This window comes from Bartonella sp. AA86SXKL, from assembly GCF_042196885.1.
On record NZ_JBHIRE010000042.1, the window covers coordinates 1 to 6,105 of the forward strand.

The window sequence follows — 6,105 nt, forward strand, 5'->3', positions numbered from 1 at the left end:
CCTATATCTTCATCATACAAACAGCGGTGTGCCTTGGCTTTCTAGGAGCTGGTTTTGTAAAAGTGCATCACACCCAATACACACTATTTATCATTGGCATTGCTACCATGATCGCAGGCCTATTAGGCTTTACGTTAAACCGCGCTATGCAAAAAAAGGAATGGGATAATGCCTAGCAAACTTTGCCATCTTTTCTCTCGAAAAAAACCATGCCCAAAAATGGCATAAAAATCATCACCTAATCAAATTATTGTATCTCCCATGCAACCCCATACCAAGCAATGTGATTTTGATAAACCATTCTCGTGTGGAGGAACAAACAACCCCAGCAAACAACCATTGCCAAAACTTGATATTTCAAAGCAGAAGAAAACAGTTTAACATCATGCAACAAGACCCTATAGGCTTAAACTTTTACAATAGAACAGGTGGTTATGTATGGCAACTGGCAGACTATATGCTACATGACTTGAATGAAAGCATCCACACACTTGAATTGCAAAAACCAACACCACCTATAGCCATCAATTCTTTCGCTGTCTACCCACGTGAACTCAATCCTTTATCACGCGTTCAATGGGCAAAGGACGTACAGATAACGAGAAACAAACCAGCACTCATTGGCAAACGGCAAATACAACCCATCACCATTGTTTCTACAAAAGGAGCGACATTTGGCGGATTCGACTTTCCCATATTTGAAGCACTTCGTGAAGGCTGCCTTGTCCAATCCTTAAAAGAAATCAAACTCAATGGTACTCTTCTTGCCTCTGGAAGTCTTTTGATATCACTGCTACGACACGGTCTCATCGAAACAGATCAAAAAGCCTTTTCAGAAAATGATGCAACAGCTCTTTTACGAGAGACAACATGTCGTATCATCGATTCTCCTCTTGGCACTCTTGCCATTAATCAACTTAATGGGCGCACAATCCGGCTTCATGAAAAAACAAAACATCTCTTGCAGAAAGCTGCCACACCAATGCATCTTCAATACCCGCTAGAGGATTCAATAAAGTTTTTTATAAAAGCAGGAATGCTACGATTGGTAAAATTATAAGGATAAAAAGATGCAGCTGATAAGACCTGGCATGGGAACAGAAAATAGTGCTGAACTTATTTACACGCTCATTCAAATGGCAAGACCGCGCACAGTCATTGAAATAGGTGCTGGTGATAGTACGTGCTTTATCGCAAAAGCACTTCAAAAAGCGAAATTATCATGGCAACAAGATAAAAAACTTTTAGAATCTTCCACCTGGGAAGAGCGTACAGCTTTGCTTGATCCTTCAGGAATCCTTGAGAATTACGAACCTCGGCTTATCACCATTGATGATTTTACAGTCGAAGGTCAATCAGCCGAAGAAGCATGGCAAGAACTGCTTCAAGGCGGTATTGAAAAAGATACTGTAACATTTATCCATGAGAATTTTTTCTCTCTTGATGAAAGCACCCTCAAATCTTGGGGACCAATAGATTTTGCTTGGCTTGATGCTGGTACTCCCGCAGATGATGTGCGATTTGTTATAACCCTTTGGGAACACATCACCGCGGGTGGTTATCTATGTCTGCATGAACCAACCATAACAACAACGGTTGCTCTCAATGGGGCACAGCGGGTGCGACGTGTCAGAACTCCCATCTGGGAAGAAATTCTCTACCGGCTTGATGGCTCCTATGAAGCTTTAACACTCCCCGAAAACCACAAATATCGCCAGGGTGGTCTGGGGATTATTCGCAAACGCACCCCAGCCGAACAAATTGTACGCGCACAATCGCTACAAGCAGAACTCATAGAAATCAATGAAATTCCCATTCGCAATGATCTTTTGCCCATGGGGAAAGAAACCCTTCACAAACGCAATACCCGCAATTCACTGATCTCTGCCATGACGTCACCGACACTGCGCGCTGTTTATGCCGCCATTATCCTTGGTGCAAAAAATCTTACTGATATCCTCAAACATGTCGATTCAGATGCCAAAAACATTCACAAATCCATCAATCGCCTTTTGAATCTCGGACTTATTCACAACACAACAGAAGGATTTCAAGCCGAAGAGACAATGTGGAAAATGCTAGAAAATAAACATGAGCGGAATAGGGAAAATTTAAGCGACCGCCATTTAGAAACAGAAGAGATGCTATCAAAAATTGGTGAAGCCTTTCAGAAGGAAAAAATCTATAGCGAAACGGAAGTTTCCAAGATATGCAACCTCTTTACGATAGACTTTGCCCGATTACGACGCACTCTTGTTGAGAGAGGTTTTTTACAACGCCATGGAGGAAAATATCAACGCATGCGCTAAAAGAGAATTGAAAAATGATTAGCGAACGCTATCGTTTTTCTTCTCTATTTCAAGAGAATGAATAACCTTCCACTAAAAAAATGTAATTTCATTAAAAGGTTACAAAATCATTCATCCCATTCATATGTTGACAATCTATGGAGATGAGATTAGCGTGCTCTCTTCGCAAGAGATGCAATGGGGAGGAACAAGAGTGCGGGATGTCAATTGGTTATTAAATAGGGTTAGAAACAGTCAAACCCATCAGGAGAAGATATAGGATCAAGGTCTCAATGATCTTACGATTGTTGCGCGAACATCCGGGCACAGTGTTGTTGCTCAATCCAAATCATACTCGATATTTCTAAAAACATCGTAGAAAAAACAATATTCTTGCATTGGACTGGCTAGTGAATCAAGAAAGATACTATTTCAACGAAATGTGCACAGCAAAAACAGGGCTGGCAAAACTTCCTCAAAAAATACAACAAAATGTCTTTGATCATTTAACAACACTTCTATGGAAATTCCATGGGCAAAAATAAAATAACTTTTTTCATCTATAGCACAGTTTTTCTTTCTGAATTTTCCTTTTTCTTTGTACTCCCTCTGCTTGGAAACTCTTCTCTCATAACTGCTGCCAATGTTGCTTTTTATCTCGCTGGATCAGTAATCCTTGAAAGCATTCTCATGGTAACCACAACGGGTTTATTAGAAAGATTTTCGCGTAAACTCTTAATGGCTACCGCCTTTATTTTAAGGAGTAGCGCTTTTGTGTGCATTATCCTATCGCTCACACCTTCTGCATGGTTGATCTTTTTTACCTTAATGGCTTTTTCGAAAGCAATTTCAAAGCCATTTTTGAGAGAAATTTTATCAGAACATCTCAATAAAAATGCTCTTAAGCGCGCATTAACTCTCTATTCTTTTTTTCAAAATGCTGCTGTCGTTATCGCCCCTCTTGTTGCAACGAGTGCCATAAAATACAACGCATCAACCTTCTTAATGGCTTTTTTTGCACTCATTGGTTTGTATCTTTGTGTTCTATCCATTCAAATTGTTTATCATTACCCGCATAAAACATTATCTCTTGAAAAGAATAAAAAAATAAAGAATCCTTTTCTTTCTTCTTTAAAAACAATAATACATAATCGTTCTATTGCTTATTTGCTGGTCACGGCTTTGCTTTGTACATTCCTCATGGGAATTTTCATCACCACCACAACACTTCTCAGTAAATTTGACAGAAATCTCGCCCCTTATAGTGGAATTTTCTTTTCAATTGTTGGCATCAGTATTTGTATCTGGCAAGGAATAATCAATAAACATCTCAGCCTTTCTGATAAATCAACTTTCTACCTATTATGGCTTATGGGAAGTTTCGCTGCATTTTTCCTCATGGGTGGCGTCTTTACCGCTGTGACTGCGTTAATTGCCTACAGTGTCTATGAATCTGTCATGGTTCCAGAAATATACTATCAAGCAGGGAAAACAACTACATCCCTCTCTGCCAGTGTTCTTTTTAGTTATATTCTTGTTATTTCAAATATTGGCCAAGCTGCCGGCTCATGGACAAGTGGATGGATCATCAGCCATTTCAACAATCACATCGCTTTCACCTTTTGCATGATTGTTGGTATCTCCGCCTTTGCTTCTTGCCTTTGCCTCATGCAAACTAAAAAAAATAAGGAACTTCAATGTCACATATAATTTTTGCTACTGGGGGCACAACAAGGGTGCCCAAAACACTTCGCCATAAATGGCTCAATTATGAGTTTGTAACACACTCTGCGGCAAAGAAGCTCGAAACTGTCTTTAAAGATTGCTCTGTAAACGCCGTTGCAAATTGTCTCACAGCTGGAGGATTATGGGGGGGATTTTTATTTGTACATGAAATTTGTAGACTACTCAAAGTAACATATTATCCATTTGCCTCTATGGTTGATCTTGAAACTTTGAGTTCAGCTATCGAAGAATTTTCTATCGATACCATCATATGCCTTCCAAGTTTTGCGGATAAACTTATTACAATATCTCGGAAGCAAAAATTAAAAACTCTAAAAAACCTATTCTATCTTGGAGAAGCCTTTCAAGCTGAATCTGTGTCGAAAATAAAAGACATAATCCTTGAATTAGATATTAAACCTCTTAGCTTTACCACCCAAGAAACTGGTCCAATAGGATTCCAGTGTTCCAAGATTGATGGTGACATTTATCATCTTTATGATCACATTCAAGTAAAGTCAAATCCTGAAAATGATGAATTAATTGTCTCTGTTTTTTATCCTGAAGATGCACCATTACTTGAACACGCCACAGGTGATGTTGTTCATATTGCATATGATCAATCATGCGATTGTGGCTATCATGGCCATACCTTACACCTGAAAGGAAGAACACCAACTTTTTATAATATTATGGGAACTTCAATTTCTGTACACGATTTTACAAATGTCTTAAATCTTCAAGGTTGCACTCTTTTGGCTACAGATATTCAACTCATTATAGTCAATCAATTTGAGAACGGTGTTGGCGTTTTATTGTTTATTGATTCACGTTACGATATTGAAAGAAATGTCCTTTTATCATCCCTCTCATCCTCTTATCTGATAAAAGACATTATCAATAAATCACAATTTTTCCATGTTTGCTTTATGCAGAAATCTCAATTTATTCGCTCCTCAAGCTCTGAAAAAATAAAATCCTTTTTTCAAACGACTGAATATCCTATAGTGCTTGATGGTGATTTAGTAGAAATTAAATAAGATAAGATTATAAACTTCATCGATAAGTTCTTCATTATCACTGGAACCTTATACGTTTTTTTCCTTGCTCTTAGCTCAATAAGCCTTTCCATAAAAGCATTTCGAATAAAATAAAACACGACCTTTAAAGTAATTTGCACAAAAGTATATTTAAGGTAGGGTAAGAAATCATCCGATTTGTAGCTCCTTATACAGAGGATAGGGATATGTGCCCTTCGCATAGACATGTGATTAAGTTCAAGGAAAGGTAAAAGCGTAAAAGAAAGCAGCTCCTCTTTTAGTTTAGCTTCTTCGAGCCTTTTAAGTGCAAAAATTACAGAGCTATAGTTTTAGTTGAACAAACCCTATTGTAAGGGTTAGGCTGTTAGTTGTAAGGTATTATCTCAAGCTATTAGCTATTTAGTGTTCACTTTTTCACAAACGGTGATTCCTCTGAACTTCTTTATTATAAAATTGCTACAAGAATGTTCTGCCGGCTTTTAAGAGACAAAAAATCAGCATGCTATTTTTGTTTTCCAGTATTAAGAAGAGCTTTTAGATTTATCGTTTTAGAGAGAAGAAAGCATTCTCTGCCTATCTCTGCTTCATTAGTAGCATACCCCTTATGAGTCCTATTGCGTTCTTTTAGGGATGAGAAGACATCCGATCCAGCCCCAAAGCCGCTCATAGGTCTTTTTTTGGCATGATTTGTTTTCACGGTGTGTTGAGAGAGAGCTTTTGTTATTTTTTTTTGAACTTTAGAAGAGTAAAGTGAGATGTTTTTTTGATACAGGGTCTCGTTTATCTATGATATTTCATTGATGCCTTTAGAATGTTTGCAATGTAAAGAGACAATAGTATGGATTTTTTTTAATTTTATAAGCTTTTTTAATGAGGCTTATTGAGCATATTATTCTCTGCGTTTGGCATATTTCTGTGAAGAGTAAAGCTACTATTACGGGAAAGCTAGAAGATATTATGGGGGGGAATAAGAAGTGGTTGCGGGGGCAGGATTTGAACCTGCGGCCTTCAGGTTATGAGCCTGACGAGCTACCGGGCTGCTCCACCCCGCG

The 6,105-nt window shown here is 38.2% G+C and carries 4 protein-coding genes, 1 tRNA gene and 1 pseudogene; 5 read left to right on the forward strand and 1 reads right to left on the reverse strand.

Annotated elements, in window-relative coordinates:
• From ACFIO5_RS09095 to ACFIO5_RS09115, 5 genes and pseudogenes are all read left to right on the forward strand, one after another.
• A pseudogene (locus ACFIO5_RS09095) lies at positions 1-176 on the forward strand (MFS transporter); the annotation flags it as partial.
• 113 nt (positions 177-289) lie between these two features.
• Positions 290-1,060: a hypothetical protein gene (locus ACFIO5_RS09100; protein WP_375634977.1), complete on the forward strand. Its 771-nt coding sequence runs from the start codon at positions 290-292 to the stop codon at positions 1,058-1,060.
• A gap of 10 nt (positions 1,061-1,070) precedes the next feature.
• Positions 1,071-2,309, forward strand: a complete 1,239-nt coding sequence (locus ACFIO5_RS09105; RefSeq protein ID WP_375705262.1) for a DUF2087 domain-containing protein — start codon at positions 1,071-1,073, stop codon at positions 2,307-2,309.
• Positions 2,310-2,819: 510 nt separating this feature from the next.
• Complete coding sequence (locus tag ACFIO5_RS09110; RefSeq protein ID WP_375705263.1) at positions 2,820-3,998, forward strand: MFS transporter; 1,179 nt, start codon at positions 2,820-2,822, stop codon at positions 3,996-3,998.
• Positions 3,999-4,225: 227 nt separating this feature from the next.
• The gene (locus ACFIO5_RS09115; protein WP_375705264.1) at positions 4,226-5,053 is read left to right on the forward strand and encodes a phenylacetate--CoA ligase family protein; all 828 of its coding nucleotides are present in this window, start codon (positions 4,226-4,228) and stop codon (positions 5,051-5,053) included.
• Between the two features lie 975 nt (positions 5,054-6,028).
• On the opposite strand, the gene ACFIO5_RS09120 is transcribed toward ACFIO5_RS09115, so the two are convergent.
• A tRNA-Met gene (locus tag ACFIO5_RS09120) sits at positions 6,029-6,105 on the reverse strand.